Origin of the sequence: Duffyella sp. Ts4 (genome assembly GCF_051851875.1) — a bacterium.
Classification (GTDB): domain Bacteria; phylum Pseudomonadota; class Gammaproteobacteria; order Enterobacterales; family Enterobacteriaceae; genus Duffyella; species Duffyella gerundensis.
In genome coordinates this window covers 36,557-63,321 of sequence record NZ_JBLYPN010000018.1, presented here as the reverse complement: position 1 = coordinate 63,321, position 26,765 = coordinate 36,557, and the positions used below count along the sequence as shown (strand labels likewise).

Here is a 26,765-nt window from a genome sequence, read left to right as displayed (position 1 = left end):
ATCCAAATCCAAATCCAAATCCAAATCCAAATCCAAATCCAAATCCAAATCCAAAACCAAATCCAAATCCAAATCCAAATCCAAATCCAAATCTAAAGGCGAAGGCCGTGTGGCGTATTGAGGCTGACGGAATGATCGGATAAATGGGCGGATGGATGGGGGATAGCTGGCTGCATCGGGAGGCCGTTGGGAAATGATGAGTCAGCGGCGTGTGGCCATTATGCCGCGTGCACGTGGTGGGTAGCATATTATCGTGTGGCGGCGTGGCAACGGGCAGAGAGAGGGGTGCGTACAGCTTTAACAATGCCAGTGAACGCTATATCCTGCATGGCTGATGCGAATCTGATGCTCAAGGAGCTGGCATGCTGTTTAGTCTGTTTCGATTTATCTTTCGTTTGCTGTGGCGGGTTGAGCTACGGGGCGATCTCTCGGCACTCCATAAAGAACGGGTGCTGATTACGCCAAACCATGTCTCCTTCCTGGATGGCATGTTGCTGGCGCTGTTCCTGCCGATCAAGCCGGTATTTGCCGTCTATTCGTCGATTGGCGACAAATGGTTTATGCGCCTGCTGAAGCCGGTGATCGATTTTGTGCCGCTGGATCCCACCAATCCGCTGTCGATTAAACGCCTGATCAAAACGTTGCGTACCGGTCAGCCGGTGGTGATCTTTCCGGAAGGGCGGATTAGCGTCACCGGTTCGCTGATGAAAATCTACAGCGGTGCCGGTTTTGTGGCGGCGAAATCGCAGGCCAGCGTGGTGCCAATGCGCATTGAAGGGGCGGAGTTTACGCCTTTTGGTCGCCTGGGCGGCACCTTTAAGCGACGGCTGTTTCCCCGCATTACGCTGACGCTGTTGCCGTCCACCACCATTCCGATGCCGGAAGCCGCCACCGCGCGGCAGCGTCGTCTGTTGGCCGGTGAACATCTGCATCATGTGATGATGGAAGCACGCATGGCGGTGCGGCCACGGGAAACGCTATACGAAGCGCTGCTTAGCGCGCGCGATCGCTACGGCTGGTTTAAACCCTGTATTGAAGATATCAATTTCAAACCCGACAGCTATACGTCGCTGCTGAAAAAATCGCTGGGCGTTGGCCGCATTCTGGAGCGCTACAGCGCGCCGGGCGAATACGTTGGCCTGCTGCTGCCAAACACCACGGTTACCGCCGCGGCCATTTTTGGCGCTTCACTGCGCGGACGCATCCCGGCCATGCTCAACTACACCGCGGGCGTTAACGGCCTGCGCGTGGCGCTAACGGCAGCAGAGATCAAAACGGTCTTTACCTCACGCCAGTTCCTGGAAAAAGGCAAATTACAGCATCTGCCGGAGGCGCTCAGCGACGTACAGTGGGTTTATCTCGAAGATCTGAAAGAGACCATTACCCGTCAGGATAAACTGTGGATCCTACTGCATCTGCTGATGCCGCGCCGTGCCGCCGTGGCGCAGCAACCGGAAGATGCCGCGATGGTGCTGTTTACTTCCGGCTCCGAAGGTAATCCGAAAGGGGTGGTACATTCGCATAAAAGCCTGCTGGCTAACGTGGAGCAGATTCGTACCCTGGCCGATTTCACGCCGCGCGATCGTTTTATGGCGTCGCTGCCGCTGTTCCACGCCTTTGGTCTGACCGTGGGCCTGTTTACGCCGCTGATGACCGGCGCACAAACCTTTCTTTATCCCAGCCCGCTGCACTATCGCATCATTCCTGAGCTGGTTTACGACCGCAACTGCACCGTGCTGTTCGGTACCTCAACCTTTCTTGGCAACTATGCGCGTTTCGCCAATCCTTACGATTTTGCCCGCTTGCGCTATGTGGTGGCAGGCGCAGAGAAGCTGCAGGAAGGCACGCGCCAGCTGTGGCAGGATCGTTTTGGCATCCGTATTCTCGAAGGCTATGGCGTAACAGAATGCGCGCCGGTGGTGGCGATCAACGTACCGATGGCGGCTAAAGTGCACAGCGTTGGCCGTATTCTGCCAGCGATGGATTCGCGGTTGATTTCGGTGCCAGGCATCGAGCAGGGCGGTAAGTTACAGCTGCGCGGGCCAAACATCATGAAAGGCTATCTGCGCGTGGAGAATCCGGGCGTGCTGGAAGCACCGGTGGCGGATAATGGTGAAGGCGAGATGGAAGCAGGCTGGTATGACACCGGCGATATCGTCAGCTTTGATGAAGGCGGCTTTTGCCAGATTCAGGGCCGCATGAAGCGCTTTGCCAAACTGGCTGGCGAGATGGTATCGCTGGAAAGCGTGGAGCAGCTGGCGCTGAAGGCGTCGCCGGAGAAACAGCATGCGGCCTCGATTAAACCAGACGGCAGCCGCGGTGAAGCGCTGGTGCTGTTCACGACCGATGATGCTTTGCAGCGTAGTCAGCTGCAACAAGCAGCGCGTGAGCTGGGCAACAGTGAGCTGGCGGTGCCGCGCGATATTCGTTATCTGAAGCAGTTACCGATGCTCGGCAGCGGCAAGCCCGACTTTGTGGCGCTGAAAAAAATGGCTGAAGAACACGAGGCGGATCCGGCATGAGTTCTGTTACGCAACCCGATTCACCGCTGTTGTCACGCGGCATGCTGGCGGTGATCGTCGCGCAGTTTTTCTCGGCCTTTGGTGACAATGCACTGCTGTTTGCCACGCTGGCGGTGCTGAAAAATCAGCTCTATCCCGACTGGAGCCAGCCGGTGTTGCAGATGGTTTTCGTCGCCACCTACATTATTTTCGCGCCCTTTGTCGGCCAGTTAGCTGACAGTTTTGCTAAAGGGCGCGTGATGATGTTTGCCAACGGATTGAAACTGCTGGGTACGCTGGCGATGGTGTTTGGCGCCAATCCATTTCTCGGCTATAGCCTGGTGGGCATCGGTGCGGCGGCTTATTCACCGGCCAAATATGGCATTCTTGGCGAAATCACCCGCGGCGATAAGCTGGTGAAGGCCAACGGGCTGATGGAAGCTTCAACCATCGCGGCCATCCTGGTGGGCTCGGTAGCCGGTGGCATCCTGGCCGACTGGAATCTTACCGGCGCGATCGTCGCCTGTGTGGTGGCGTATGCAATTGCGGTGGCAGCGAATCTGCTGATCCCGAAACTGCGTTCCGCCCGGCCTGGGCAAAGCTGGCATCCGCTACGGATGGCGCAGCAGTTTTTCAGCGCCTGCCGTATGCTGTGGCATAACGGTGAAACGCGTTTCTCGCTGCTGGGCACCAGCCTGTTCTGGGGTGCGGGCGTTACGTTGCGTTTTCTGCTGGTGCTGTGGGTTCCGGCGGCGTTGGGCATCAGCGATAACAAAACGCCAACTTTGCTTAACGCCATGGTGGCGATTGGCATCGTGTTTGGCGCCGCGGCCGCGGCCAAACTGGTGACGTTGAAAACTGTGGCGCGCTGTATGCCTGCGGGCGTGCTGATTGGCGTTGCGGTTGTTGCGTTCTCTTTGCAACATCAGCTACTGCCTGCTTACGGCGTGCTGGTGGTCATTGGCGTACTCGGCGGCTTTTTCGTGGTGCCGCTGAATGCGCTGTTGCAGGAGCGCGGCAAGCAGTCAGTTGGCGCGGGTAACGCGATTGCGGTGCAGAACCTCGGTGAAAACAGCGCCATGTTGATTATGCTGGCGCTCTACTCGCTGGCGGTGAAGCTGGGCGCTTCGCCGGTTGCCACCGGTGTCGGCTTCGGGGTGCTGTTTGCCGTGGCGATAACAATATTATGGGTGAGTGGTCGGAAGCGAGTGTGACGGCCCAGGGCCGTCTGGTGTTACCCGAGGTCGGGCGTCCTTTAAGGTCAATGTCTTAAGGTCAAAAGCGATTTCGTTCTGCCTGAAGGCAGCCCGGGCAGGGCCAGGTCAAGGACCATTTCGTTCTGCCTGGCATGCAGGTTGCCTTTTTAAGGGCCAGGTCAAAAGCCATTTCGTTCTGCCTGAAGGCAGCCCGAGCAGGGCCGGCAGTCGCCCCGGCCCTGCACCCGCGCTATCCGGCAAACACAACCGCCCGCCGCAGGCGGGTACCTTCGTCGGTTCACATTTCTTCACGGACCGCTCGCGATTCGCTCCTGCTCAGCGCTCCCTTGTCCCGCCATCCATGGCGGGCCATCCTGAAATGTTCACCTCCTCAGCGGTGGTGATGCCTCCTCAAGATCAAAACCCAGGCCAAAACCCAAAAGACTAAGACAAGAATTTAAAATCAAACCTAAAACCTAAAACCTAAAACCTAAAAATAAAATCATATACCAACTAACCAACTAACTGACCAACTAACTGACCAACTAACTGACCAACTAACTGACCAATCAGCAAGGAAGCTCACTCTTTAATACGTAACTTAATTTTTAACCTTAATAATTGATAACTTAGGTTCGAGCTTTGTGTTGAATGCTGAATAAAATGACATCTAAATAATGCGTCAGAAAAATGTAGCTACACCTTTAATTTTGAAGTGCCTTTGAAACGTTCTTGAAGTGTTTTTAAAGTACTTTTGACGTGTTTTTATTCTGTGTTTTTTAGGTTTTGACCTGGGTTTTGACCTTGAGGAGGCATCACAAACGCCGAGGCAAAAGCGTTTTCCAGGACGAGCCGCAGGGATGCGGCGAGAGGGCGCGTTGAGCTGGGAGCGAATCGCGTCCGGTCCGTCAGGAAAAGGGTTTTGCTGAGGGAACCCGCTTTTGGCGGGCGGTTGTGTTTGCCGGATAGCCGGGGTGCAGGGGCGGGGCGCATGCCGCCCCTGCTCGGGCGGCCCGAAGGGCAGAACGAAATGGACGTTGACCTTAAGACATTGTCCTTAAGACATTGACCTTAAAGACACTGACCCTAAAAGCCCGCCTGCAAGGCAAAAAAGCCCGCCGGCAAGGCTATCCCCTGGCCTCTGTTTATGGTGCCGGGTAAGTATACCGGCGGTGCACCGCTTCCAGCTCCAGCAGCACCTCTTCACTCAGCGTCAGGTTAAAGCTGTCAATATTCAACTGCAGCTGTTCAAGCGTAGTGGCACCCAACAGGGTGCTGGCAACAAACGGCTGCTGCCGCACGTAGGCCAGCGCCATCTGCGACGGATCGAGCCCAAAACGCTGGGCCACGTCGACGTAGGCGGCAATCGCCTGCTGTGACTGATCGCCGCTGTAGCGGGTAAAACGGCTGAACAGCGTGTTACGGGCACCGGCTGGCTTAGCACCGTTCAGGTACTTGCCGCTCAGCGTGCCGAAGGCCAGACAGGAATAGGCCAGCAGTTCCACGCCTTCATGCTGGCTGATTTCCGCCAGGCCAACTTCAAAACTGCGGTTGAGCAGGCTATAGGGATTTTGAATCGATACGATGCGCGGCAACTCATGTTTTTCGGCCAGCTGCAGATAACGCATCACGCCCCATGGCGTTTCATTGGACACGCCGACGTAACGAATCTTACCGGCGCGCACCTGTTCAGCCAGCGCTTCCAGCGTTTCCAGCAGTGTCACCGGCACGGCGCCGTCGACATATTCATAGCCGAGCTTGCCGAAACAGTTGGTCTGCCGCTGCGGCCAGTGCAGCTGATAAAGATCGAGATAATCGGTGTTCAGCCGCTTCAGGCTGGCATCAAGGGCTTCACGAATGTTTTTACGATCCAGGGCCTGATTGGGGCGGATCCCGGCATCGTTGCCGCGTGATGGACCGGCCACTTTACTGGCCAGCACAATTTTGTCGCGGTTGCCGCGCGCTTTAATCCAGCTGCCAATGTACTTTTCCGTCAGGCCCTGGGTCTCAGGACGCGGTGGTACAGGATACATTTCTGCAGTGTCGATCAGATTGATCCCGCTGCGCAGGGCTAAATCGAGTTGTGCGTGGGCGTCGGCTTCGCTGTTCTGCTCACCAAACGTCATGGTGCCTAATCCCAGCTGGCTGATCTCCAGCGAGCTGTGGGGGATACGGTGATATTGCATTGCCGGCTTCCTTTTTCTTTATGTAATAGATAACGCAGTGCTGATCGGGGCTTTTTTGACTATAACCGCGTCATCGCAGTGGGGGAAGGGGGGATTTATCGGGAAATGCGCCTGCTATAGCTGAAAGGTATAACAGGCGATGAATGAGGAACTTAGCGTTCAATAATGGTTGAGACTTCATCACTATTGATCTGCATTTCATGGCCTGACTGATCGGTGTATTTCACCAGCCCGGTCTCTTTATCAATTTCCGGCTTGCCGTCGGTCATGATCATTTTCCCATCCCTGGTTGCCATCACATAATCGCTACTACAACCACCTAACAAACACGTTACCGTCGCTAATACGACGCCAGACATCCACCTCATTCCTGATTCTCCCTCACTGATACTCTCAACAGTGTAGTAATAATCCATTTGCGCGCGCAGTTTAATCGCACCATTCTTAAAATAGGCGCTAAGCATGGGTTGTTCTTGACAATGTCAACGCTGCCAGCACAGCGCAGTTTGGCGTCAGGAGAGAGAAAAATCAGCAGGTTAACCAACTTTAAAGCAGAAAGTGGCGCGCCAGCAGCGCAGCGGTAAAACGTTTCTTAAGATAAAATCCGCGCGGTAATGTCATGATTGGCTGGCCATCTTTACCGATACCGGCGGTCAGGGCACGGCTGTTGGCCGCTTTTGGCCTGATTTGTAAGACCTCACCATGGCGAGCGGTGATTTGCTCTACCTCGCCCAGCACGATCATGTCCATTAGCTCTTCCCAGTCACGGCGCAGCTCTGCCTCTTCTTCAGCATCCGGGCTCCACAGCAAAGGGGAACCGATGCGCCGCGTCGCCAGTGGAAGAGTGCGTTCGCCCTCGACTGGAATCCACAGCACGCGCGACAGTTTATGCCGTAGGTGGCTGCGCTGCCACGTCAGCCCGCTGTTGCCGGTCAGCGGCGCGACGCAGACAAAGGTGGTTTCCAACGGCTTTCCCTGGCTGTCGATCGGGATGGTTTTTAGCTCAACACCGAGATGGGCAAAATCCTGCTCCGGTTTGCTGCCGGCGCTGGCGCCCAGCGCGGTTTCCAGCAGCATACCAACCCAGCCCTTATCTCTTTTCAGATCGCGCGGTTGCACCATACCCACCTGTTCTGCCACCTCGCTCAGGGTCAAACCAGCCAGCAGCTGTGCGCGCGCCAACAGTTCGGCTTCACTTTCAGGTGGTCCTGCGGGCAGTAAAAGGGGAGTCATAAGCAAGCCTGCTGCTGTTCAAAATTTAATCAGTTTGTCATGGCGCGTTTTATACAGGGCGCCAGTGCAGTTTAAGGAAAAATAATAGCATGATAAATCATGCGTTTTTCACCGATTGTTCATACAACTGTTTTATATGACGTGACACTTTTACCAGCTTGTCATCAACAATGAACAGGATCTTACACCGGTTTATCCACAGAAAAATGGGATAACCGGGCAATGTTACCGCTACTGGTTCGATTTACAGGCTTGACGAACACCTTTTTGCCCAGTTTTTGTGCGTGAGTGCCGATCTTTTTGGCAATTGCTGTGGATAACATCGCCACTGGTCGATCTTTCACCACTGATCGATCTGTCTCGCCAAAAAGCGATCCATGAGACGGGGATAACTGCATGAATAAAATTTCATTTCACTGAATAATATAGACTTTTATTGTTAGCTCTTTGGGCTTAGCGCGCGACGGCGAACAGGTTGATCCCATTCTTTACCCTGTTCTGCACAAAGCTATCCACAGAAAACGTGCATAAGATCGCATAGATTTCGCTGCCTCTGTTTATAAGTATGACTTTTTCTGTGAGTTATCCCTTTGTTATCCGCTGTCGGTGCGCTTAACCAGTGGTTTACCGTCTGTAAGGAGTATGAAACAATCAGGCTATCTGAATTTTAGTTTGAGGTAGTCCAGTGATCGATGATGATGGCTACCGCCCGAATGTAGGTATCGTAATCTGTAACAGGCAGGGACAAGTTTTATGGGCCAGACGTTTTGGTCAGCACTCGTGGCAGTTTCCTCAGGGCGGTATTAATCCTGGTGAGACGGCGGAACAGGCGATGTACCGCGAACTTTTTGAAGAAGTGGGTTTGCATCGCAAAGATGTGCGTATTCTTGCCTCAACCCGTAACTGGTTACGCTACAAGTTGCCGAAGCGTTTGGTGCGTTGGGATACAAAGCCGGTCTGTATCGGCCAGAAACAAAAATGGTTTCTTCTGCAGTTGATGTGTAATGAAGCGGATATCAATATGCAAACCAGCAGTACGCCAGAATTCGACGGCTGGCGGTGGGTCAGCTTTTGGTATCCGGTACGGCAGGTTGTCTCGTTTAAGCGCGACGTATATCGCCGCGTGATGAAAGAGTTCTCTACCGTGGTTATGCCGATGCAGGAGAATACAGTTCAGCGTAATGCGCCTGCCTGGCGGCGTAAAAGAGGTTAGTCGACCCAGATTATGCTCACTCAGTTGCGCGAAATTGTAGAGAAGGTTGCCGGTGCGCCACGTCTGAGTGAAGCGCTCGAAATTCTCGTAAATGAGATCTGCTTTGCGATGAACACCGAGGTGTGCTCGGTTTACCTCGCCGATCACGATCGCCGCTGTTATTACCTGATGGCCACGCGCGGTTTGAAAAAGCCCCGTGGCCGTACCATCACGCTCGCGTTTGATGAAGGCATTGTGGGTCTGGTTGGCCGTCTGGCTGAGCCGATCAACCTTGCCGATGCGCAGAGCCATCCCAGTTTTAAATACATTCCCTCAGTAAAAGAAGAGCGCTATCGCTCTTTTCTCGGCGTGCCGATTATCACCCGTCGCCAGCTCTCTGGCGTGCTGGTGGTTCAGCAGCGTGAACACCGTCAGTTTGATGAAAGCGAAGAGTCGTTTCTGGTTACGCTGGCTACGCAGCTGGGCACGCTGCTGTCGCAGGCTCAGCTTGGCCAGCTATTTGGCCAGTTTCGACAGACGCGTATTCGCGCTATCGCCGCCGCGACCGGCGTGGCGGTGGCACCTGGCTGGGTTGATACCACGCAGCCTTCCCTCGATCAGGTCACACAGGCTTCCACGCTCGATATTCAAAGCGAACGCGAACGCCTGACGCTGGCAATGGGCGAGGCGGCGACCGAATTCCGGCGCTTCAGTAAACGCTTCACCGCCAGCGTGCAGAAAGAGAGCGCGGCAATTTTCGATCTCTATTCGCACCTGCTCAGCGATGCGCGCCTGAAAAAAGATCTCTTTGCCGAGATTGAGCAGGGGTCCGTGGCGGAATGGGCGGTTAAAACCGTGATTGAGCAGTACGCGGCGCAGTTTGCCCGGCTGCAGGATAACTATCTCCGCGAGCGCGCCGGCGATCTGCGCGTGCTCGGCCAGCGCCTGCTGTTTCACCTCGATGATACGCTGCAGGGCACCAACGCCTGGCCGGAACGTTTTGTTCTCGTTGCGGATGAACTGACCGCCACCACGCTTGCGGAACTGCCGCAGGAGCGGCTGGCGGGCGTAGTCGTGCGCGATGGCGCCTCCAATTCGCACGCCGCGATTCTGGTACGTGCCATGGGCATTCCAACGGTGATGGGCGCAGACATTCAGCCTGAGCTGCTGAACAAGCGGTTGCTGGTGGTAGATGGCTATCGCGGTGAAGTGCTGATTGATCCAGAGCCGGTACTGCTGCAGGAATATCAGCGGCTGATTGTTGAAGAGAACGCGCTCAGCAAAGTAGCTGAAGGCGTGGTCGAGCAGCCTGGCGAGCTGAAAAGCGGCCAGCGGGTACAGGTGATGCTGAATGCCGGTCTCAGCGCCGAGCATGAACGCGCACTCGACAGCTGGGTCGATGGCATCGGCCTTTATCGCACCGAAATTCCTTTTATGCTGCAAAGCGGCTTCCCGACGGAAGAGGAACAGGTGGCGCAGTATCAGGGCATGCTGCAGCTGTTTCACCATAAGCCGGTGACCCTGCGTACGCTCGATATCGGCGCCGATAAGCAGCTGCCTTACATGCCAATCAGTGAAGAGAATCCGTGTCTGGGCTGGCGTGGCATTCGCTTAACACTGGATCAGCCGGAAATTTTCCTCGTGCAGGTCCGCGCTATGCTGCGTGCCAATGCGGCAACCGGCAACCTGAGCATTTTACTGCCGATGATCTCCAGCATTGATGAGATTGACGAGGCGAAAAAACTGATCGATCGCGCCGGTCGTGAAGTGGAAGAGATGATCGGCTACCGCATTCCGCGGCCGCGCATCGGCGTGATGATAGAAGTGCCTTCCATGCTCTATATGATTGGCCATCTCGCCAGCCGCGTCGATTTTATCTCGGTCGGCACCAACGACTTAACGCAGTATCTGCTCGCAGTGGATCGCAACAATACGCGCGTTGCCAGCCTGTATGATTCGCTGCATCCGGCGATGCTGCAGGCGCTGCACCGCATTGCTCAGGACGCCGCGCAGGCAGGTCTGGAGCTCTGCTTATGCGGTGAAATGGCGGGCGATCCGATGTGCGTGATGCTGCTGGTCGGCCTCGGCTATTTTCATCTCAGCATGAACGGCAAGAACGTCCCGCGTGTGAAATATCTGCTGCGCCATACCGATTTGGAAGAGGCGCAACAGATGGCCGGTAAAGCGCTACGTGCGCAAACCGCCAGTGAAGTGCGTCAGCAGGTTGCCATGTTTATGGAACGACGTGGACTGGGCGGCCTGATTCGCGGTGGCCGTTGACCGACGTTTACATTTGCGCGCGTCGCCATAAAAAAGGCTGTGCTATAGTGCGCAGCCTTATATTCCGCTTAGCTTAATCCTTTAATCGCCCCTTTTCAGGGCAGAAAAATAATGGTGAAAAATGAGTAACGGCTACCTTGCGTTTCCGCAGTTCGATCCGGTGATCTTCTCCATCGGTCCGATATCGTTGCACTGGTACGGCTTGATGTATCTGGTGGGGTTCCTTTTTGCCATGTGGCTGGCCGTGCGTCGCGCCAACAAGCCCGGCAGCGGCTGGACAAAAGATGAAGTGGAAAACCTGCTCTATGCTGGCTTCCTGGGCGTATTTCTTGGCGGCCGTATTGGTTATGTGCTGTTTTATAACATGCCGTTATTTCTGGAAAATCCGCTTTATCTGTTTAAAGTCTGGGATGGCGGCATGTCGTTCCACGGTGGCCTGATTGGCGTCATTGTTGTGATGCTCTGGTTCGCCCGTCGCACCAAACGTAACTTCTTCCAGGTCGCTGATTTTATTGCACCACTGATTCCTTTTGGCTTGGGTGCCGGTCGGTTGGGTAATTTTATCAACGGCGAACTGTGGGGCCGTGTGGCACCCGATCTGCCATGGGCGATGCTGTTTCCCAGCTCACGCAGCGAAGACGTTGCACTGGCGGCAACCCACCCGGAATGGCAGTCGCTGCTGGCAACCTACGGCGTTCTGCCGCGCCATCCGTCGCAGGTCTATGAGCTGCTGCTGGAAGGCATCGTGCTGTTCGTCATTCTCAACCTGTTTATTCGCAAGCCGCGCCCGATGGGCAGCGTCTCTGGCCTGTTCCTGATTGGCTATGGCGCCTTCCGCATTATTGTGGAATTCTTCCGCCAGCCTGACGCGCAGCTTGGCCTGTTTGACGGCGTGATCAGTATGGGGCAGATTCTCTCTATCCCGATGATCCTCGCCGGTATTATCATGATGGTTTGGGCGTATCGCCGCCGTCCGCAGCAACATTTACGTGAGGAAAAATGAAACAGTATCTGGAATTAATGAACAAAGTGCTGACCGAAGGCACGCCAAAAGACGATCGTACCGGCACCGGCACGCTCTCTATTTTTGGTCATCAGATGCGTTTCAATTTGCAGGAAGGCTTTCCGCTGGTGACCACCAAGCGCTGCCATTTACGCTCTATCGTGCATGAACTGCTGTGGTTCCTGCAGGGTGATACCAACATCGCCTACCTGAAAGAGAATAAGGTATCGATCTGGGATGAGTGGGCAGATGAGAACGGCGATTTAGGTCCGGTGTATGGCAAACAGTGGCGCAGCTGGGGCACCGCCAGCGGCACTGAAATTGACCAAATCAGCAAGGTCATGCAGCAGCTGAAAGCGGATCCCGATTCTCGCCGCATCATCGTCTCTTCATGGAACGTCGGCGAGCTGGATCAGATGGCGCTGGCGCCGTGCCACGCTTTCTTCCAGTTTTACGTTGCGGATGGCAAGCTCTCCTGCCAGCTCTATCAGCGCTCATGCGACGTCTTCCTCGGTTTGCCGTTCAATATTGCCAGTTATGCGCTGCTGGTGCATATGGTGGCGCAGCAGTGCGATCTCGAAGTGGGTGATTTTGTCTGGACCGGTGGCGATACGCATCTATACAGCAACCATCTGGAACAGGCGCGACTGCAGCTGAGCCGTGAACCGCATCCGTTGCCGAAGCTGGTGATTACCCGTAAGCCTGATTCACTGTTTGATTATCGCTTTGAAGATTTTGTGATTGAAGGCTACGAATATCATCCGGCGATCAAAGCGCCAGTCGCGGTTTAAGAACCGGATGCAAGAGTGACGGCGATGAATTCACAGGCCGTCAGGATCGCACCCAGAGCCAGACACTTTAAACTGTTACATTACTGTCGGAGAGTTCAGCCCAGAGCGACCATCGCCTCTGCCTGAGCTCTCTGACAGGCATTCCCTCACCTACCGTTCCTGTAAATTCTTACTCCCCAGCGACCATTAATTTTCAGCGTTACTATCTCATTCAAAGGCTTGCAATGCCCTGGCCGCGCAGGTGCCGCTCAAAACCACAGGGGCGCTGTGCCGAGCTTCTTGCTTTTTTCTCGCCTTCTGCCGGGCGATCCTCTACGGCTCTCTCCGATACCCGCAATGACGCTCTTAAAGGTCGAATATCTGCCGCAGCGAGCCTTGTTTAATGGCTTGCCGGCTCGATGCTCTGCTTTTCCTGAAATCCTGAAATCCTGAAATCCTGAAATCCTGAAATCCTGAATCCTGAATCCTGAATCCTGAATCCTGAAATCCTGAAATCCTGAATGCTGAATCCTGAATCCTGAATCCTGAATCCTGAATCCTGGCTTTCTGTCTTTGTGAGCCTGCTGTTTTTGTTTACCTGCTCAGTCCATTAGCAGGCGGCTTTTGTGCGTGCCGATTCAGTGGCTTTTGCGGCATGCCTCGCAGTAAAAGGTAAGCCAGTGTTGCTGACGCGAATGTGCTGGAAGCGACCTTATGCTTTGCGATCTGATCTATTTCCATCGCGTTTTATCGGCGTAATGTCGCTGACTATGAACAGAACATCGCAGCTGGGATTTACATTGATCGAGTTAATGGTGGTGTTGGCTATCGCCGCGGTGCTTACCGGCAGCGCATTCAGCGGCTGGCAGCACTGGCAGCAGATACAGCGGCTGGAGGAGAGCTCGCGGCAGGTGCAGCAATTTCTGCTGCGTCTTCGATCCTGGGCTAACTGGCACAACAGCGGCCAGAGCTTGTGGCTGATTGACGGTAATCCGGGTTGCCTGGGGAGCGGAAAAAAGCCAGAGAGCTGCGTAGCGTCACAGCGAATGCAACTGGTGTTGCCCTATGCAGATGTCGTCATCAGCAAAATCGTCGGCGAGCCGGGTTTTTACGGCGTGCGCAATACGGCAAAAGCGGGCCATCTTGAATTACGCGGTAAGGCAGGCACCAGACGTATCATCATTTCGGCCTTTGGTCGAATCCGCCAGTGCCAGCCGCAGGAGGAAAACTGCCAGTGAAAGAGCAGGGATTTAGCCTCATTGAAATGCTGCTGGCGGTGGCGATAAGCAGTGTGCTGATGATGGCGGTGGGAAAAATGTTGCCGCTGCTACAGCGCGACACATTGCAGTTACAGCTTCGCGTGCAGCTGCAGGAAGAGCTGTTACAGCTGGTGCTACTGATGGAAAAAGCCGTGCGCCGCGCGGGCTATTGTCATGGCGTTTGCAGCGGCGAAGCATTACAGATTCAACCGCGCTGCTTGCTGGTGCGGTGGGATGAAAACAGTAACGGTAAATGGGAGGGCAGCGAGCATGCAGAAAGTGAACGCTGGGGATATCGATTACGTAACCAAAGCCTGGAGGTGTTGCGCGGTGCCAGCGGTTGCGAAGGCACCGGCTGGGAACGTATTTCCGATCCGCGCATTGTGGTGCTTGATGAGTTGCAGCTGCTTCAGCAGCAGCAGACGATTCGCATCGTGCTCAGTGGCCATGTGCGCCAGTTTCCTCAGTTGCGCGAGCAGACCGAGCAGTGGAGTTATGGAGGCAATTTGTGATGCGGTCGCAGCAGGGCGGTGCGGTGTTGGGCATGACCATCATGCTGGTCATGCTGGCAACCCTGATGCTTCATGCCATGCAGCGGCAGCTTGATCTCTCGCTGTCGCTGGTGGCGGACGAGCAGCAGCACGTGCGTGACTTTCATCAGGCGCAGTCAGCGCTGAATTGGGGGTTACAGCAGGCCTGGCCGCAGCTGCCAGGATGGTCATGCCGCACACAGGTTGAATATCAGTGGCGTGCCTGTCTGCTACATCAGGAGGATGCGCAGGCACTGCTGTTCGGCGAGCCCGCTGCACAGCAGGCGCTGTTGCCAGGCGATGATGTCCCTGCTTTGCGGCTGTGGCACTGGGTAAGAACAAATGGCAACCGCCTGGACGCGCTACCCGGCGGATGGATCGATTACTGTCCGTTGTCGCCAGCACAGGCCTGTGACGATGCGCAGTGAGCAGGCGGGCTTTAGCCTGATCGAGACACTGGTGGCCATGCTGCTGTTTGCGGTGGCATCGCTGGGATTGCTGCACTATCAGCAGCGTCTGGCGCAGGGATTTATGGCGCAATGGCAACAGCGGGAAGCCTGGCGGCTGGCTGTACTGCGCCTTGAAGGCTATGAAAAGCCCGGCTGGAGCAGCCAGTTTCGTCAGCTGGCGGGACCGGATGGCTGTCGCTGGCTGATTGCCGACGTGCGCAGCCCGCTTCAGCGGCAGGCCACTATCCGCCAGTTACGATGTGATAAGTAAACCCGGAAATAACCCAGGGGTTAATGCCGATACTGCATTTCCATCCAGTCATTATCGCGCTAAAGTGACGGCGCATTTGCTACATCCGGCAGCACAAAAAAGGAGTCTCCATGTTTACGGTTTACCATTCCAATCAGCTTGATATGCTACAAACGCTGGCTGGTTATCTCATTGAAAATAAACCGTTAAGCGACCCTTTTCAGCAGGAAGTGGTGCTGGTGCAGAGCCCGGGCATGGCGCAGTGGCTACAGATGCAGCTTGCCGAGCGTTTTGGCATTGCTGCTAACCTGCACTTTCCGCTGCCCGCCTCATTTATCTGGGAGATGTTTGTCCGTGTGCTGCCGGGCATCCCCGAGGTCAGCGCCTTCAATAAAGCGAGCATGGGCTGGAAGCTGATGTCCATCCTGCCGGAAATGCTGCATCATGAAGAGTTTGTTTCGTTACGCAGTTATTTGCATGACGATGGCGACCAGCGAAAATTATTCCAGCTTGCTTCACGGGTAGCCGATCTGTTTGACCAGTATCTGGTTTATCGGGCGGAATGGCTTAACCGCTGGGAAAAAGGCGAGTTAGTAGACGGGCTGGGTGACGTGCAGCGCTGGCAGGCACCATTATGGGCAGAGCTGGTGCGTTATACCGCGGTGCTCGGGCAACCCGAGTGGCATCGTGCCAACCTCTATTCACGCTTTATCCGCACGCTGGAAAACAGCAATGAGCGACCTGCAAACCTGCCGGAACGTGTGTTTATCTGCGGAATTTCAGCCCTGCCGCCGGTTTATCTGCAGGCATTAAAGGCGCTGGGCAAACACATCGATATCCATCTGCTGTTCACCAATCCCTGCCGTCATTACTGGGGCGATATCCAGGATTATGCGTTTCTGGCACGGCTACAAAGCCGCCAGCGGCGCGTTTATCAGACTCAAAGCGAACGCGGCCTGTTTCGTGAACCGGCCGATGCCAGCGTACTGTTCAATGAGTTGGGTGAGCAGCAGCTCACTAATCCGCTGCTTGCCTCATGGGGCAAGCTGGGCCGCGACAATCTGTTTCTGCTGGCGCAAATGGAAGCCAATGAGGTGGATGCCTTTGTCGATGTCGGCGAGGATAATCTGCTGCACGCCATGCAGCACGATTTGCTGGAGTTGGAAGACCATGCGCGCATCGGCCTGACCGCACAGGAGCTGGACAGCAGCCACAACAAGCGCCTGCTGCGTGCTGACGATCGCTCCGTCGTGATTCATGTCTGCCACAGCCCGCAGCGTGAAGTTGAAGTTTTGCAGGATCGCCTGCTGTCGATGATGGAAGCCGATCCGGCTTTGACGCCGCACGACATCATCGTAATGGTGGCGGACATTGACGCCTATTCACCCTTTATCCAGGCCGTTTTCGGCAGCGCGCCGCCCGAGCGTTACCTGCCGTTTGCGCTCTCAGATCGGCGCGCCAGTCAGGCGCACCCGGCGATTCAGGCATTCCTGACGCTACTGGCGCTGCCCGACAGCCGCTTTGCCTCTGAAGAGGTGCTGGCCCTGCTGGAGGTGCCGTCGCTGGCGGCGCGTTTTTCTATTGATGAGGATGGCTTACGCCGTTTGCGGCGCTGGGTGGCAGAATCGGGCGTGCGATGGGGGCTGGATGATGAGAACGTACGTGAGCTTGAACTGCCCGCTACCGGGCAGCACACCTGGCGGTTCGGCATCACGCGCATGCTGCTGGGGTACGCGATGGAGAGCCATCATGGCGACTGGCAGGGTATTCTGCCTTATGACGAGTCCAGCGGACTGATAGCCGAGTTGGCGGGCAACCTTGCCGATTTACTGATGCAGCTCAACCAGTGGCGTCAACGGCTCCGTGCGCCGCGCATTCTGACCGAATGGCTGCCGCTCTGTCGGGAAATACTCGACGATTTTTTTGCCGCCGATGCGGACACCGAGGTTGCGCTGGCGCTTATCGAAGAGCAGTGGAAGCAGTGCATCAATTTTGGCATTGAGGTGAGCTACAGCGCGCCGGTGCCGATAACGCTGCTGCGCGATGAACTGACTTCGCGACTCGATCAGCAGCGCATCAGCCAGCGTTTCCTCGCCGGGCCAGTGAACTTCTGTACGCTGATGCCGATGCGTTCTATTCCTTTTAAGGTGGTCTGCCTGTTAGGGATGAACGATGGCGTTTATCCACGCACGTTACCGCCGCTGGGTTTTGACCTGATGAGCCAGCAGCCGCAAAAAGGCGATCGCAGCCGCCGCGATGATGACCGCTACCTTTTTCTTGAAGCCTTGCTCTCTGCGCAGCAACAGCTCTATATCAGCTACATTGGCCGATCGATTCAGGATAACAGCGAGCGTTTTCCGTCGGTGCTGGTCACCGAGTTGACCGATTACATTACCCAGAGCTTCTGTTTGCAGGGTGATGAAGCGCTGGACGTTGACAGCAGCGCCCGCAAGGTCAGTCGACATTTGCATCATCTGCACAGCCGCACACCTTTTGACGCCGACAACTTTGCGGTGGAAAAAGAGTTTCGCAGCTTTGCCGCTGAGTGGCTGCCCGCGGCCAGTGCTGCCGGTAAGCCACATCCTGACTTTATTCAGCCTTTGCCAGCGCCAGAATTAACCCAGATAACCGCAGAGCAGCTGCTGAGCTTCTGGCGTCATCCGGTGCGTGCTTTCTTTACTCAGCGGCTGGGCGTGAGCTTTGCGCTGGAGTCCAGCGAGCTACCGGACGCCGAACCCTTTGTGATCGAAACGCTGGATCGCTATCAGATCAACGCGCAGCTGCTCAATGCGCTGATTGAGGATCAGGACAGTGAGCAGCTGTTTGCGCATTATCGTGCTGCTGGCGCCTTGCCCTATGGCGCCTTTGGTGAGCTGTTCTGGCGCGGGCAGCAGGAGGAGATGCTGGAGTTGGCAGAGCAGGTTAAGTCCCATCGTCGCAGCAGCAGCAGTTGGGAAATTGCCTTGCCGGTGGATGGCGTTGAGCTAACCGGCTGGCTGGCGCAGGTGCAGGACGATGGCCTGTTACGCTGGCGTCCCGGCGTACTGACGCTAAAAGATGGTCTGATTCTTTGGCTGGAACACCTGATCTATTGCGCGCTTGGCGGCACGGGGAACAGCCGGATGTTTGGCCGCAAACAGAGCGCCTGGCAGTTTGCAGCGCTTCCGGCGGAAGTGGCGAAACAGCAGCTTGAAGCGTACGTCATCGGTTTTAAGCAGGGCATGAGCCAGCCTTTACTGCTGTTACCCGCCAGCGGCGGCGCCTGGCTTGAAGCGTGCTTTGATGAAAAATCGGGCCAGTTGCTGAGCGACGATGCAACCCTGGCGAAAGCGCGAGGCAAACTGCTGCTGGCGTGGAGCGGAAATTATCAGGTAGAAGGTGAGGGCAGCGATCCCTATCTGCAACGGCTGATTCGTCAACTGGGTGAAGAGCACATTGCGGAAATCACCCGCCAGGCAACACGCTGGCTACTGCCGTTACGTCAGGCGCGGCTGGACGAATAAACAGTATTTCTTACACAATAGCGGACATCGCCAGTAGGTTGTTGTAATGTGACTTTATAACGTTTTGTCGGTTTGTTGTACTTTATTGCCCGGTGGCACAGCGCCGGGTAATGCCAGGGTTAAGAAGAGGTTGTAATGCGCAAGAATGCTGTCTGGATTATCAGTCTGTTATGTTGTTCCCTGGTTGCAATCAGCGCGCGCGCTGCCGATGGCTGGCAACCCATCAATGAAACCATCAATAAAAGCGATAAAGATACCCGTCAATATCAGGCGATTCGCCTGGATAACGGTATGACGGTCATGCTGGTTTCCGATGTACAGGCACCCAAATCACTGGCGGCGCTGACCCTGCCGATTGGTTCGCTGGACGATCCTGACTCGCAACTCGGTTTGGCGCACTTCCTGGAGCACATGGTGCTGATGGGATCTGCGCGCTATCCCCAGCCTGATAACCTCGCGGAATTCCTGAAAATGCATGGCGGCAGCCACAATGCGAGCACCGCCTCTTATCGCACCGCTTTTTATCTTGAAGTAGAAAACGATGCGCTGGCACCGGCGGTGGATCGTTTAGCGGATGCCATTGCTGCGCCGCGACTCGATCCCATTAACGTTGAGCGTGAACGCAATGCGGTTAACGCCGAGCTAACCATGGCGCGTGCCCGCGATGGCCTGCGCATGCAGCAAGTGGGCGCCGAAACCCTGAATCCGGCCCATCCGGGCTCGCGCTTTTCCGGCGGCAATCTGGATACGTTGCGCGACAAGCCGGACAGCAAATTGCTGGACACCCTGAAGCAGTTTTATCAGCAGCACTATTCCGCCAACCTGATGAAAGCGGTGATTTACAGTAATCGCCCGCTGCCGGAAATGGCTCACATCGCTGCCAATACCTTTGGTCGCGTGCCCAATCGTCAGGCCAGCGTGCCGGCGATCAGCGTACCCGCGGCAACCGATGCACAGCAGGGAATCATCATTCATTACGTGCCTGCGCAGCCGCGTAAGCAGCTGAAAATTGAGTTTCGTATCGATAATAACAGCGATAAATTTCGCACCAAAAGCGACACGCTGATCGCTTACTTACTGGGTAATCGCAGTCACGATACGCTGTCAGACTGGCTGCAAAAGCAGGGACTCGCGGACGCGATTAATGCCGGAGCCGATCCGGTTATCGATCGCAATGGCGGTCTGTTTGCTATTTCCGTTAACCTTACCGACAAAGGCATGCTGGAGCGCGATAAGGTAGTTGCCGCGGTGTTCAGCTATATCAACCTGCTGCGTCAGCAGGGCGTGGATAAACGCTACTTCGATGAGGTAGCCAAGGTGCTGAATATCGATTTCCGTTATCCGTCGATAACCCGCGATATGGGCTATATCGAATGGCTGGTTGACCTGATGCTGCGTGTGCCGGTAGCGCACACGCTCGATGCGCCTTATCTGGCCGATCGGTATGATGCCGAGGCGATCAATGCCCGGCTCGCCATGATGACGCCGCAGCATGCACGTATCTGGTATATCGGCGAGAAAGAGCCGCACAATAAAGTCGCCTATTTTGTCGATGCGCCTTATCAGGTTGATAAGATTAGCAGCGAAAAATTTGCGCAGTGGCAAAAGATGTCTGATGACATGCATCTGGCCATGCCCACGTTAAACCCCTATATTCCCGATGATTTCAGCCTGATTCCGCCGCTTGAGAAAGCCTATATTCATCCGCAGGAGCTGGTAAACCAGCCGGGCCTGCGCGTGTTCTACATGCCGAGCCGCTATTTTGCCAGTGAGCCAAAAGCCAATATCACTCTGGCATTACGTAATAAAGCGGCGATGCGCGATGCGCGCAGCCAGGTACTGTTTGGCCTAAACGATTACCTGGCTGGCCTGGCGCTGGATGAGCTTAACTCGCAGGCTAACGTCGCGGGGATCAGCTTTTCCAGCAGCGAAGATGACGGCATCATGTTTAACGCCAGCGGCTTTACACAGCATCTGCCAGCGCTGATGCAACAGATGTTGCATGGCTATATCAGCTATCAGCCCGATGAGGCGCAGTTTGCCCAGGCGAAGTCGTTTTACCTGCAGCAGCTTGATGCCGCCGATCGCGGCAAAGCCTTTGAGCAGGCGATTCAACCGGCACAAATGTTGTCGCGCCTGCCCTATACCCAGCGTAGCGAGCGTCGCGAAGTGATAAAAACGCTGACGCTGGACGACCTGCAGCACTATCGCCAGCAGCTGATCCAGCAGGCGACGCCTGAAATGATGGTCATCGGTAATATGCGTGCCGACAGCGTGACCGCTCTTGCCACCGAACTGAAAAAACAGTTGGGCTGCCAGGGCGACGGCTGGTGGCACAGTGAGCACATCGCCTTCGATAAACCGATTAAAGCCAACCTGCAGCAGCCAGGCAGCAGTACTGATTCGGCGCTGGCCGCGCTCTATGCGCCACTGGGTTACAACGAGTATCAGGGCATCGCGCACAGTTCGATGATTAGCCAGATTATCCAGCCGTGGTTTTACAATCAGCTGCGCACTGAAGAACAGCTGGGTTATGCGGTGTTCGCGTTTCAGATGCCGATAGGCCGTCAGTGGGGTATTGGCTTCCTGTTACAAAGCAACGTTAAGCAGCCCGCTTATTTGTTACAGCGCTATCAGGCTTTTTATCCGCAGGCGGAAAAGCGTCTGCGCGACATGCAGCAGAAAGATTTTGCACAGTATCAGCTGGCGATGATTAACGATCTGCAGCAACGCCCGCAGACGCTGGACGAAGAGGCTGGACGTTACAGCAAAGATTTTGACCGGGAAAATTATCAGTTCGATACGCGTGAAAAAGCAGTGGAACAGATCAAACAGGTTACGCCCGCTTCACTGGCGGATTTCTTCCATCAGGCGGTTATCGCCCAAAATGGCCTGACCATGATGTCGCAGGTTTCAGGCAGCCATCAGGGCGCGGCAGATTACGCCATCTTGCCTGATTATCACACCTGGGCGGCGCTGTCTGACTTGCAGCAGTCGATGCCGGTTAAGAGTGCGTTGCAATGAGTGAACAGGTTGCCTGGCCGCTTAATCCGCTGACCTTGCCGCTGCGTGATGAACGATTAATTGAGGCATCTGCGGGAACTGGCAAAACCTTTACCATCGGGCTGCTCTATTTGCGGCTGCTGTTAGGGCATGGTGGCGAACACGGCTACTTCCGACCGTTATCGGTTGAGGAGATCCTGGTTGTGACCTTTACCGAGGCGGCCACCGCTGAGCTGCGCGGCCGTATTCGTGCCAATATTCACGAGCTGCGCATTGCCTGCGTTCGCGGCAGCAGCAGCAATCCTCAATTAGCCGCGCTGATGGCTGAAATTGCGGATCTCAGCGACGCGGCTAATTTGCTGCTGGCGGCAGAACGGCAAATGGATGAGGCCGCCATTTTCACCATCCACGGTTTCTGTCGGCGCATGCTCAACCTGAACGCCTTTGAATCCGGCATGCTGTTTGACCAGCAGCTGATTGAAGACGAGCAGCATCTGCTGCGCCTGGCCGCGGCAGATTTCTGGCGTCGCCACTGCTATCCGCTGTCGATGGACATTGCGCAGGTGATCGCCGAAGAGTGGACCGGCCCGGTGCAGCTGCTGACTACCCTGATGCCCTGGCTGCAGGGCGAGTCGCCGTCGCTCAAGCATCCGCCTGCGGAGGATGAAACCCTCGCCGTGCGACATGAAAAGCTGATTGCCCGTATCGTCGCTATCAAAGCGCAGTGGCGAGAAGCCGCCGATTCACTGCATGGATTGATTCACGAGTCTGGCGTTGATAAACGCAGCTACAGCAGTAAAAACCTGCCGGTTTGGCTGGAAAAAATCGGCGAGTGGGCGCAACAGGAAACCAAAACGTATAGTGTGCCCAAAGAGCTGGAGCGATTTCAGCAAAGCACGCTGCATGAGAAAACCAAAAAGAGCGCGCCGCCGGTACATGCGCTGTTTAGCGCCATTGAAGACTTTCTGGCTGAGCCGCTGTCGCTGCGCGATCTGATCATCGCCCGCGCGCTGCAGGAAATTCGCATCATGACGCGCAAAGAGAAAAAGCTGCGCGCGCTGCTGGGCTTTGACGATCTGCTCAGTCGGCTTGATGAGGCGCTGCAGCATGAAGATAACGCGTTACTGGCGCAGACCATTCGCAGCCGTTTTCCGGTTGCGCTGATCGATGAATTCCAGGATACCGATCCGCAACAGTACCGTATATTCCGTAAAATCTACGCGCAGCAACCTGAGCATGCGCTGCTGTTGATCGGCGATCCTAAACAGGCGATTTACGCGTTTCGCGGTGCCGATATCTTCACCTATATGCATGCACGCTCTGAAGTGAGCGCACACTACACCATGGATACTAACTGGCGCTCTTCTCCTGCGATGATTGCCAGCGTGAATCAGCTGTTTTCGCGGCTGGAAAACCCGTTTTTATTCGAGCAGATTCCCTTTCTGCCGGTTAACGCCGCGGCCAGAAACGCCGGGTTGCGCTTCGAGATCAATGGTCAGGCACAGCCCGCCTTACGGTTTCTGCTACAGCCAGGCGAAGGCGTCGGCGTCAGCGACTATCAGCAATATATGGCGCTGCAGTGCGCCAGCGAGATTTGCAGCTGGTTGCAGGGCGGACAGCAGCAGAGTGCGATGATCGGCAAGCAAGGCGACCTGCGTCCGGTGCAGGCATCCGATATCGCTATTCTGGTACGCAGCCGCAGCGAAGCCACGGTCATGCGTGAAGCGCTCAATCATTACAATATTCCCTCGGTTTACCTTTCCAATCGCGACAGCGTCTACACCACTCCGGAGGCGCGCGAACTGCTCTGGCTGCTGCAGGCGGTGCTGATGCCAGAGCATGAGCGAACCTTACGCAGCGCGTTGGCAACCAGTATTTTAGGGCTGGATGCCGCTGCCATCGATCGGCTGAGCCGCGATGAGCAGGCATGGGATGCGCTGGTGGACGAGTTTGCCAACTGGCAGCGCCTCTGGCAGCAGCGCGGCCTGCTGCCTATGCTGCGCGATATGATGGTGAAACGTCAGCTGGCAGAAAATTTGCTGGCGTCGGAAAGCGGCGAGCGGCGTCTGACCGATCTGATGCACCTCGGCGAACTGCTGCAGGAAGCCTCAGCGCAGCTCGACAGCCCGCACGCGGTGTTGCGTTTTCTTGCGCAGCAGATTGAGCAGCCCAACAGCCAGGCCAGCAATCAGCAGCTGCGTCTGGAGAGCGATCGTCATCTGGTGCAGATTGTCACAGTGCATAAATCCAAAGGGCTGGAATATCCGTTGGTCTGGCTGCCGTTTATTGCAAATTTTCGTGAAGCAAGCAGCGCGGCGGTCTATCACGATCGGCAAACTTTTCAGCCGCTGCTGGATCTGCGCGGTGGCGAAGAGAGCCAGCAGTTGGCTGAGCAGGAGCGTCTGGCGGAAGATTTGCGCCTGCTTTATGTGGCGCTGACGCGTGCGGTCTGGCACTGCAGCGTCGGTATCGCGCCGCTGGTAAAAGGCAATCGTAAAAAAGAGGGTGCCAGCGATCTGCACAAAAGTGCGCTGGGTTATCTGGTGCAGCAGGGCGAGGCCGCCGATGCGGGTCAGTTAATGCATTACTTAACGCAGATGTGTAATGACAACGTGGCGCTGGTCAGCGAACCGGCACCGGAAGATCAAATATGGCGGCCTGAGCGTCCGGCCAGCAGCGCGCTGGGCAGCCTGCGTTTGAGCCGCACGCTAAATGATAACTGGCGCGTAACCAGTTATTCGGCGTTGCAGCAGCATGGGCCCACCGTGGCGCTGGATCTGACGCCGCGTTTCGATATCGACGCGGTGGGTGATGCATCGGCGGTGATCGAACCGGCGCTGACACCACATCACTTTCCGCGCGGTGCCTCGCCGGGCACCTTTCTGCACGGTCTGTTTGAGCAGATCGATTTTACCCAGCCGGTTGCCGAAAGCTGGCTGGGCCAGCAGCTGGAAGAGCAGGGTTATCCGTTGAGTTGGCTGCCGGTGTTACAAAGCTGGACCGAGCGCGTGCTGGCAGCACCGTTGGGCGAAGAGGGAATTGAGTTACGCCAGCTGTCGGCTAAACAGCGTCAGGTGGAGCTGGAATTCTATCTGCCTATCTCGGCGATGCTTACCGCGGATCGTCTCGATCGCGTGATTCGCCACTACGATCCGTTGTCGGCGGCCGCGCCCCCGCTCGATTTCCGTCAGGTGCAGGGCATGCTGAAAGGCTTTATTGACCTGGTGTTTTGCTGGCAGGGGAAATATTACCTGCTCGATTACAAATCAAACTGGCTGGGTGAGCAGAGCGAAGCCTATACGCAAACCGCCATGGCACAGGCGATGATTTCTCATCGCTATGATTTGCAGTATCAGCTCTACAGCCTTGCGCTGCATCGATATCTGCGGCACCGTTTGCCCGATTATGACTATCAACGTCATTTTGGCGGGGTCTTCTATCTCTTTTTGCGCGGCATTGATGGCAGCGCATCGGATAACGGCATCTTTTATACCCGCCCTGCCGCGCATTTGATTACATCGCTGGATCGGCTTTTTGCCGGTACCGACGTGGAGTTAGCATGAATAACCTGTTGATTGAAGCGCTGACCAAACGCTTGCTGCGACCGCTTGACGTGCAGTTCGCCCGTATGGTGGCTAACGAACAGCAGCCTGCTTTGATGCTGGCCGCTGCCTGGCTCAGTGCAGAGGCGGGTGCGGGTCATGTGTGTCTGCCGTTGGCGCATCTCACGGTCGACAACCTGTTTGCCGGACGGCATCCTGAACTGGCGCGTGCCCTGTGGCAAAAAGCGGGCGCGCCGACGGCGTGGCGCGATCTGCTGGCGCAACATCCAGCGGTCAGCGATGGTTCATCACCGGCACCGCTGGTGCTCAGCGGCGAACGTCTTTACCTGAATCGTATGTGGCGCAGTGAAGGTCATGTGGCGTCATTTATCGCCACACCGCCCGCCGCAGAGGAAGCCGATCCCACACGCATGCGCCAGGTGCTGGATGCGCTGTTTGGCGAAGCCGAGCAGGACTGGCAGAAAATTGCCGCTGCGGTGGCGCTGACCCGAAAAACCGCGGTGATTTCCGGCGGGCCTGGCACCGGTAAGACCACCACCGTTGCCAGGCTGCTGGCGGCGATGATCCGTCTGGAAGGCGGCAAGTTACGCATTCAGCTTGCCGCACCGACCGGCAAAGCGGCGGCGCGGCTGACGGAATCGCTGGGTAAGGCACTACAGGGCTTGCCGGTCAGCGAAGAAGAGCGGCAGCGCTTTCCCGCCGAAGCGACCACGCTGCATCGCCTGTTGGGCGCACAGCCGGACAGCCAGCGCCTGCGCTATCATGCCGGCAACCCGCTGCACCTTGATGTGCTGGTGGTCGATGAAGCCTCAATGGTGGATTTGCCGATGATGGCTAACCTGATCGCCGCGCTGCCTGGCCATGCGCGGGTGATTTTTCTAGGCGATCGCGATCAGCTGGCATCCGTGGAAGCGGGCGCAGTGCTGGGTGATATCTGCCGCTGCGCCGAAGCGGGTTACAGCGTGGAACGTGCGCGGCTGCTTAGCGCCCTGACCGGCTGCAAGGTTGAAGGCATTGACGACAATAGCGTGTCAGCGGTGCGCGACAGCATTTGTCTGCTGCGCAAAAGCTATCGTTTTGATGCGAAGTCAGGCATCGGTCAGCTGGCCAGCGCGGTCAATGCAGGCGATACCGTTGAAGCAGAGCAGGTATTTCAGCGCGGATTTACCGATCTTCAGCGTGTTGATCTGGCTGATGCCGACAGCTATCAGCAGATGCTGGATGAGGTGGTCACCGGCTACCACGACTATGTGCAGCTATTGCGGCAGAAGGCAGAGCCTGCGGCGGTGCTGGAGGCATTTGGTCGCTATCAGCTGCTGTGCGCGCTGCGTGAAGGGCCGTTTGGGGTCGCCGGGCTCAATGAGCGCATCGTACAAACGCTGATGCGTAAACGGCTACTGGATAAGCCGCTCAGCGTCGGAAAATGGTATGCCGGGCGTCCGGTCATGATCGCCCGCAACGATCGGGCGCTTGGCCTGTTCAACGGCGATATCGGCGTAGCCATGTATGACAGTGAAGGCGCGCTGAAGGTCTTCTTTCCGCTGCCGGATGGCTCGATCAAAGCCGTGCAGCCAAGCCGTTTGCCACCGCATGAAACGGCATGGGCGATGACCGTGCATAAATCGCAGGGATCGGAATTTGATCACACGGCGCTGGTGCTGCCAAACCAGTTTCTGCCGGTGCTGACGCGGGAACTGGTCTATACCGCGATCACTCGCGCGCGTAAACAGCTGACATTATACAGCGATAAAACGGTGTTCAGCCGGGCGGTTCAGCTGCGTACGCAGCGGCGCAGTGGGCTGGTGGAGCGGCTGGCAGACTAATAAAAAAGGCACCTCACAGGGTGC

At 56.1% G+C, this 26,765-nt stretch carries 17 protein-coding genes; 14 read left to right on the top strand and 3 right to left on the bottom strand.

Annotation, left to right across the window (positions count from 1 at the left end):
- Positions 1-362 precede the first annotated feature (362 nt).
- Both aas and lplT read left to right on the top strand, forming a co-directional pair.
- Positions 363-2,522 (top strand): bifunctional acyl-ACP--phospholipid O-acyltransferase/long-chain-fatty-acid--ACP ligase, encoded by a 2,160-nt coding sequence (aas, locus tag ACJY2L_RS18335; protein ID WP_439213846.1) that lies wholly within the window; start codon positions 363-365, stop codon positions 2,520-2,522.
- On the top strand, positions 2,519-3,715 hold the full coding sequence (gene lplT, locus ACJY2L_RS18330; RefSeq protein ID WP_439213847.1) for a lysophospholipid transporter LplT: 1,197 nt from the start codon (positions 2,519-2,521) through the stop codon (positions 3,713-3,715). The genes aas and lplT overlap by 4 nt, the downstream gene beginning before the upstream one ends.
- Before the next feature lie 1,127 nt (positions 3,716-4,842).
- Here lplT and ACJY2L_RS18325 read toward each other — a convergent pair.
- The 3 genes from ACJY2L_RS18325 to mutH all read right to left on the bottom strand — a co-directional run bounded on the left by ACJY2L_RS18325 (position 4,843) and on the right by mutH (position 7,116).
- Entirely contained in the window at positions 4,843-5,883 is a 1,041-nt protein-coding gene (locus tag ACJY2L_RS18325) for an NADP(H)-dependent aldo-keto reductase (RefSeq protein ID WP_067433358.1), read from the bottom strand.
- Positions 5,884-6,035: 152 nt separating this feature from the next.
- Positions 6,036-6,251: a YgdI/YgdR family lipoprotein gene (locus tag ACJY2L_RS18320; protein WP_173645403.1), complete on the bottom strand. Its 216-nt coding sequence runs from the start codon at positions 6,249-6,251 to the stop codon at positions 6,036-6,038.
- Between the two features lie 178 nt (positions 6,252-6,429).
- Complete coding sequence (gene mutH, locus ACJY2L_RS18315) at positions 6,430-7,116, bottom strand: DNA mismatch repair endonuclease MutH (protein WP_209501464.1); 687 nt, start codon at positions 7,114-7,116, stop codon at positions 6,430-6,432.
- A gap of 685 nt (positions 7,117-7,801) precedes the next feature.
- Here mutH and rppH point away from each other — a divergent pair.
- The 12 genes from rppH to recD all read left to right on the top strand — a co-directional run bounded on the left by rppH (position 7,802) and on the right by recD (position 26,741).
- Positions 7,802-8,329: an RNA pyrophosphohydrolase gene (gene rppH, locus ACJY2L_RS18310; protein ID WP_067433352.1), complete on the top strand. Its 528-nt coding sequence runs from the start codon at positions 7,802-7,804 to the stop codon at positions 8,327-8,329.
- 12 nt (positions 8,330-8,341) lie between these two features.
- Positions 8,342-10,588, top strand: a complete 2,247-nt coding sequence (ptsP, locus tag ACJY2L_RS18305; RefSeq protein WP_187488654.1) for a phosphoenolpyruvate--protein phosphotransferase — start codon at positions 8,342-8,344, stop codon at positions 10,586-10,588.
- Between the two features lie 121 nt (positions 10,589-10,709).
- Complete coding sequence (gene lgt / locus ACJY2L_RS18300; RefSeq protein WP_067433346.1) at positions 10,710-11,591, top strand: prolipoprotein diacylglyceryl transferase; 882 nt, start codon at positions 10,710-10,712, stop codon at positions 11,589-11,591.
- Entirely contained in the window at positions 11,588-12,382 is a 795-nt protein-coding gene (gene thyA, locus ACJY2L_RS18295) for a thymidylate synthase (protein ID WP_187488655.1), read from the top strand. Before lgt ends, thyA begins: the two co-directional genes overlap by 4 nt.
- 749 nt (positions 12,383-13,131) lie before the next feature.
- Positions 13,132-13,599, top strand: a complete 468-nt coding sequence (locus tag ACJY2L_RS18290) for a prepilin peptidase-dependent protein (protein ID WP_439213849.1) — start codon at positions 13,132-13,134, stop codon at positions 13,597-13,599.
- Positions 13,596-14,132 (top strand): prepilin peptidase-dependent protein, encoded by a 537-nt coding sequence (locus ACJY2L_RS18285; protein ID WP_439213850.1) that lies wholly within the window; start codon positions 13,596-13,598, stop codon positions 14,130-14,132. The genes ACJY2L_RS18290 and ACJY2L_RS18285 overlap by 4 nt, the downstream gene beginning before the upstream one ends.
- Complete coding sequence (locus ACJY2L_RS18280) at positions 14,132-14,578, top strand: YgdB family protein (RefSeq protein ID WP_264290294.1); 447 nt, start codon at positions 14,132-14,134, stop codon at positions 14,576-14,578. The genes ACJY2L_RS18285 and ACJY2L_RS18280 overlap by 1 nt, the downstream gene beginning before the upstream one ends.
- Entirely contained in the window at positions 14,568-14,870 is a 303-nt protein-coding gene (locus tag ACJY2L_RS18275; RefSeq protein WP_067433332.1) for a prepilin-type N-terminal cleavage/methylation domain-containing protein, read from the top strand. The genes ACJY2L_RS18280 and ACJY2L_RS18275 overlap by 11 nt, the downstream gene beginning before the upstream one ends.
- A gap of 110 nt (positions 14,871-14,980) precedes the next feature.
- Positions 14,981-18,352: an exodeoxyribonuclease V subunit gamma gene (gene recC / locus ACJY2L_RS18270; protein WP_439213851.1), complete on the top strand. Its 3,372-nt coding sequence runs from the start codon at positions 14,981-14,983 to the stop codon at positions 18,350-18,352.
- A 135-nt stretch (positions 18,353-18,487) separates the two neighbouring features.
- The gene (gene ptrA, locus ACJY2L_RS18265) at positions 18,488-21,376 is read left to right on the top strand and encodes a pitrilysin (protein ID WP_439213853.1); all 2,889 of its coding nucleotides are present in this window, start codon (positions 18,488-18,490) and stop codon (positions 21,374-21,376) included.
- Positions 21,373-24,918 carry an exodeoxyribonuclease V subunit beta gene (gene recB, locus ACJY2L_RS18260; protein ID WP_439213854.1) on the top strand — a complete coding sequence of 1,182 codons (3,546 nt, stop codon included), beginning with the start codon at positions 21,373-21,375 and terminating at the stop codon, positions 24,916-24,918. Before ptrA ends, recB begins: the two co-directional genes overlap by 4 nt.
- Positions 24,915-26,741 carry an exodeoxyribonuclease V subunit alpha gene (gene recD, locus ACJY2L_RS18255; protein WP_439213855.1) on the top strand — a complete coding sequence of 609 codons (1,827 nt, stop codon included), beginning with the start codon at positions 24,915-24,917 and terminating at the stop codon, positions 26,739-26,741. The genes recB and recD overlap by 4 nt, the downstream gene beginning before the upstream one ends.
- Positions 26,742-26,765: the final 24 nt, after the last annotated feature.

Coding starts and splice junctions, on each gene's coding strand:
- aas (WP_439213846.1), top strand. CDS start 363: ATGCTGTTTAGTCTGTTTCGATTTATCTTTCGTTTGCTGTGGCGGGTT.
- lplT (WP_439213847.1), top strand. CDS start 2,519: ATGAGTTCTGTTACGCAACCCGATTCACCGCTGTTGTCACGCGGCATG.
- ACJY2L_RS18325 (WP_067433358.1), bottom strand. CDS start 5,883: ATGCAATATCACCGTATCCCCCACAGCTCGCTGGAGATCAGCCAGCTG.
- ACJY2L_RS18320 (WP_173645403.1), bottom strand. CDS start 6,251: ATGAGGTGGATGTCTGGCGTCGTATTAGCGACGGTAACGTGTTTGTTA.
- mutH (WP_209501464.1), bottom strand. CDS start 7,116: ATGACTCCCCTTTTACTGCCCGCAGGACCACCTGAAAGTGAAGCCGAA.
- ptsP (WP_187488654.1), top strand. CDS start 8,342: ATGCTCACTCAGTTGCGCGAAATTGTAGAGAAGGTTGCCGGTGCGCCA.
- lgt (WP_067433346.1), top strand. CDS start 10,710: ATGAGTAACGGCTACCTTGCGTTTCCGCAGTTCGATCCGGTGATCTTC.
- thyA (WP_187488655.1), top strand. CDS start 11,588: ATGAAACAGTATCTGGAATTAATGAACAAAGTGCTGACCGAAGGCACG.
- ACJY2L_RS18290 (WP_439213849.1), top strand. CDS start 13,132: ATGAACAGAACATCGCAGCTGGGATTTACATTGATCGAGTTAATGGTG.
- ACJY2L_RS18280 (WP_264290294.1), top strand. CDS start 14,132: ATGCGGTCGCAGCAGGGCGGTGCGGTGTTGGGCATGACCATCATGCTG.
- ACJY2L_RS18275 (WP_067433332.1), top strand. CDS start 14,568: ATGCGCAGTGAGCAGGCGGGCTTTAGCCTGATCGAGACACTGGTGGCC.
- recC (WP_439213851.1), top strand. CDS start 14,981: ATGTTTACGGTTTACCATTCCAATCAGCTTGATATGCTACAAACGCTG.
- ptrA (WP_439213853.1), top strand. CDS start 18,488: ATGCGCAAGAATGCTGTCTGGATTATCAGTCTGTTATGTTGTTCCCTG.
- recB (WP_439213854.1), top strand. CDS start 21,373: ATGAGTGAACAGGTTGCCTGGCCGCTTAATCCGCTGACCTTGCCGCTG.
- recD (WP_439213855.1), top strand. CDS start 24,915: ATGAATAACCTGTTGATTGAAGCGCTGACCAAACGCTTGCTGCGACCG.